We start from the raw sequence: 4,137 nt of genomic DNA, 5'->3' as shown, positions 1-4,137 counted from the left end.
ACTGGATGGTGTACGACGACCGCGACGGCGCCCTGCCGCCCGTCCGGTCCACCACCGTGCCGCTCGCGCCCGCGGAGGAGTACGCCGCCGCCGGGCTGTGGCACACCGCCGACACGCTCGCCGGCCTGGCCGACCTGATCGGGGTCCCCGTCGACGCGCTCGAGGCCACGGTCGCCCGGTTCAACGAGCACGCCGCCGCCGAGCACGACCCCGACTTCGGCCGCGGCGACGAGCCCTACGACCGCGCCTTCGCCGGCGGCGGCTCGCCGCTCGTGCCGATCGAGAAGGGCCCCTTCCACGCGGTCGCCTTCGGGATCTCCGATCTCGGCACCAAGGGCGGACTCGTCACCGACGAGCAGGCCCGCGTCCAGCGGCCCGACGGCACGACCATCCCCGGGCTCTACGCGGCCGGGAACTCGATGGCGGCGGTGAGCGGGACGACGTACCCCGGCGGTGGCAACCCGATCGGGGCCAGCATGGTCTTCGGCCATCTCGCCGTGCGCGACGCGTTGGACGGGGCCGAGTAGGGGGACGTCATACGTCGCGAGGGCTCCAGCCCACGGTTCGTATGACGTCCGACAGCGCGCCCGCCGCGCCCGGGCAGCGTCATACGTTCCGAGGGCTCCAGCCCACGATTCGTATGACGTCCCGCCCGGCCCCGGCGCTTCTCGCTGACCGGGACTTCGCGACCACGCAGCGCCCGCGGTCCGTTCCCTAGGACCGCAGCCCCCGACTTCCCCACGCCGACGCAGCACGCCCTCAGGAGGACACGATGACGGACCCGACCACGACGGCCTGGCAGCACGAGGTCGACCTGCTCGTGGTCGGCGCGGGCGCGGGCGGCATGACCGCCGCGCTCACCGGCGCCCTGTCGCGGCTCGACACCCTGCTGGTCGAGAAGGCGGCGACGTACGGCGGCACGACGGCCCTGTCCGGAGGCGGGATCTGGGTCCCCAACAACCCCACCCTGGAGCGCGCGGGCGTCACCGACCCCGAGGAGCGGGTGGTCGAGTACCTCGAGCACATCACCCGCGGCACGGTCGGCCGGGACCGGCTGCAGGCCTACGCCCACCACGGCCCGCGGATGTTCCGGATGTTCGAGAAGAAGGCGAAGCACCTCGAGTTCACCTGGTGCCCCGGCTACTCCGACTACCACCCCGAGGCGCCCGGCGGGCGTCCCGAGGGCCGCTCGATCGAGTGCCCGCCGTTCGACATGCACCGGCTCGGCGAGCTCGCCCACACCCAGCGTGGCAGCGCGATGAAGGTCCCCGGCGGGCTGATCATCACCTCCGCCGACTACGTCCACCTCAACATGATCACCCGCACCTGGCGCGGCCGCTGGCGCGCGCTCAAGCTCGGCGTGAAGTCCAACCTCAACCGGCTGCGCCGCCGCCAGATGGTCTCGCTGGGCCAGGCGCTCGTCGCCCGGCTGCGGATCTCACTGCGCGACGCAGGCGTCCCGGTGTGGCTGGAGACGCCGCTGCTCGACCTGGTGCGCGACGAGGACGGCACGGTCGTCGGCGCGGTCGTCGAGCGCGACGGGGCGCCGTACCGGATCCGCGCTCGGCGTGGCGTGATCGTCGCCAGCGGCGGCTTCGACCACAACGAGGCGATGCGCAAGGAGCACCTGCCCGAGGTCGGCCGCGCCGACGTCTCCGGCGGCGCGGACACCAACACCGGCGACGGCATCCAGATCGGCCACGCCGCCGGCGGCGCCCTCGACCTGATGGACGACGCCTGGTGGATGCCCGCGGTCCGCAAGCCCGACGGCCGCGTCCACTCGCTGGTCTCCGAGCGCTCGATCCCCAACTCGGTGATCCTGTCGCCGAAGGGGGAGCGGTTCACCAACGAGGCCTCGCCCTACGTCACCTTCGTGCACGCGCAGATCGCCCACGGCCACCCCTACCTGTGGTTCGTGATGGACCAGACCGCCCGCCGCCGCTACCCGTTCGGCGCGGTCGTCCCCGGCGCCGACCTCCCGCAGGCGTGGTACGACGCCGGCACGGCCCACAAGGCCGCGACGCTCGACGAGCTGGCGCGCCTGACCGGCATGGACGCCGCGACGCTCGAGGCCAGCATCGGCCGCTGGAACGGGATCGTCGCGAGCGGCAAGGACACCGACTTCGGTCGGGGCGAGAGCGCCTACGACCGCTACTACGGCGACCCGACGCTGCCCAACCCCGTCCTCGGGACGGTCGCGAACGCGCCGTACTACGCGGTGCGGATCGAGGCCGGCGACCTCGGCACCAAGGGCGGGCTCGTCACCGACGCGCACGGCCGGGTGCTCGACGCCGACGGCGCGGCCGTGACCGGCCTCTACGCCACCGGCAACGTGGCCGCCTCGGTCATGGGCAACGACTACGCCGGCGCCGGCGCGACCATCGGCCCGGCCATGGTCTTCGGCTACCTCGCCGCGCTGCACGCCGCCGGCACCACCAACTGAGAAACACCAGCAGGACAAGGAGATTCGCGACATGGGAACGCTCGACGGACGCGTCATCATCATCACGGGCGGAGCCCGCGGCATGGGCGCCTCGCACGCCCGGCACCTGGTCGCCCAGGGTGCCCGGGTCGTCATCGGCGACGTGATCGACGACGCCGGCGAGATCCTCGCCAAGGAGCTCGGCGAGGACGCGGCGTTCGTGCACCACGACGTCACCTCCGCAGCGGACTGGGACACCGTCGTCGCGACCGCCCGTGAGACCTTCGGCGCGGTGCACGGGCTGGTCAACAACGCCGGTGTGCTGAGCTTCGGCTCGCTCGCCGACACCACCCCCGAGGCCTTCCAGCGGATCATGGACATCAACGTCACCGGGACCTTCCTCGGTCTGCGTGCCGTCGCGCCCGTGATCACCGAGGCCGGTGGCGGCTCGATCGTCAACATCTCCTCGATCAACGGCCTGCTCGGCACGGCGTACACGACCGCCTACACGGCGAGCAAGTTCGCCGTCCGCGGGCTCACCAAGGCGGCGGCCCAGGAGCTCGGCCCGGCCGGGATCCGGGTCAACTCGATCCACCCGGGCGGCATCGCCACGCCGATGACCCAGCGCGAGGGCGGCGACTCCGCGGGCGCGGCCTTCGCGAGGTTCCCGATCCCGCGCTGGGGTCAGCCGGAGGAGGTCTCGCCGCTCGTGGCGTTCCTGCTCTCCGACGAGTCCAGCTACTCCACCGGCGGCGAGTTCGTCGTGGACGGTGGCATCACCAGCGGCCTGTACTTCTCATGATGGCGACCATCGACAGCCCCGCGACCGTGATCGCCTCCGGCGTCCTGGCCGACGTCGTCCGCCTCGACGGCAGCTGCACCCTGGACCGCGCCGCGATCGGCGGCAAGGCCTGGAGCGTCAACGCGATGCGTGCGCTCGGGCTGCCCGTGCCGCCCGCGGTCGCGCTGACCACCGGCTGCTGCGCGGCGTTCTACGCCGCCGGCGGCGAGCTCCCCGACGAGGTCTGGGAGCAGGTACGACGCGGGGTCGCCTTCCTCGAGGAGGAGACCGGCCGGCGCTTCGGCGGCGGCGAGCGGCCCCTGCTCGTCTCGGTGCGGAGCGGCGCCCCGGTGAGCATGCCCGGCATGATGGACACCGTCCTCAACCTCGGTCTCACCGACGAGACCGCTGCCGCGCTGATCGCCGAGAGCGGCGATGCGGCGCACGTCGCGGACACCCGCGACCGGTTCGTGCGGCAGTACCAGGAGACCGTCGCCGGTGCCGATCAGGGCCCGGTCCCCGACGACGCCTGGGCCCAGCTCCGCGCGGCCGTCGCGGCCGTCTTCGGCTCCTGGCAGTCCGCCCGCGCACAGACCTACCGCCGCTCCCGCGGGATCGCCGACGACCTCGGCACCGCGGTCACCGTCCAGGCGATGGTCTTCGGCAACCTCGACGACGACTCCGGCACCGGGGTGCTGTTCTCCCGCGACCCCAGCACCGGCGACCCGGCGCCCTTCGGCGAGTGGCTCAGCCGCGGCCAGGGCGAGGACGTCGTCTCCGGCCGGGTCACCCCGCAGCCGCTGGCCGTCCTGGCCGAGCGGCTGCCCGACGTGCACGCCGAGCTGATGAGGGCGACCACCACGCTCGAGCAGGCCGGCCGCGACGTCCAGGACATCGAGTTCACCGTCGAGGGCGGCCGGCTGTGGCTGCTGCA

At 73.2% G+C, this 4,137-nt stretch carries 4 protein-coding genes; all 4 read left to right on the top strand.

Annotated features, from left to right (window positions below):
• Positions 1-527: FAD-binding protein (locus FHP29_RS22125; RefSeq protein WP_205013810.1), on the top strand; the 527-nt coding region annotated here is incomplete at its 5' end.
• A 245-nt stretch (positions 528-772) separates the two neighbouring features.
• Positions 773-2,443: an FAD-dependent oxidoreductase gene (locus FHP29_RS02200; RefSeq protein ID WP_139621244.1), complete on the top strand. Its 1,671-nt coding sequence runs from the start codon at positions 773-775 to the stop codon at positions 2,441-2,443.
• Between the two features lie 31 nt (positions 2,444-2,474).
• Positions 2,475-3,224, top strand: coding sequence for a glucose 1-dehydrogenase (locus FHP29_RS02195; RefSeq protein WP_139621243.1), 750 nt, complete (start codon positions 2,475-2,477; stop codon positions 3,222-3,224).
• Positions 3,224-4,137: PEP/pyruvate-binding domain-containing protein (locus FHP29_RS02190; RefSeq protein ID WP_275669411.1), on the top strand; the 914-nt coding region annotated here is incomplete at its 3' end. The genes FHP29_RS02195 and FHP29_RS02190, both read left to right, overlap by 1 nt.

The sequence above is a fragment of the Nocardioides albidus genome, from assembly GCF_006335005.1.
Classification (GTDB): domain Bacteria; phylum Actinomycetota; class Actinomycetes; order Propionibacteriales; family Nocardioidaceae; genus Nocardioides; species Nocardioides albidus.
The sequence above is the reverse complement of the archived record's forward strand: the minus strand, read 5'-3'. Positions and strand labels throughout refer to the sequence as shown.

Bases quoted from the DNA above. Each gene is read 5' to 3' on its own strand.
- FHP29_RS02200 (WP_139621244.1), top strand. From the start codon at position 773: ATGACGGACCCGACCACGACGGCCTGGCAGCACGAGGTCGACCTGCTC.
- FHP29_RS02195 (WP_139621243.1), top strand. From the start codon at position 2,475: ATGGGAACGCTCGACGGACGCGTCATCATCATCACGGGCGGAGCCCGC.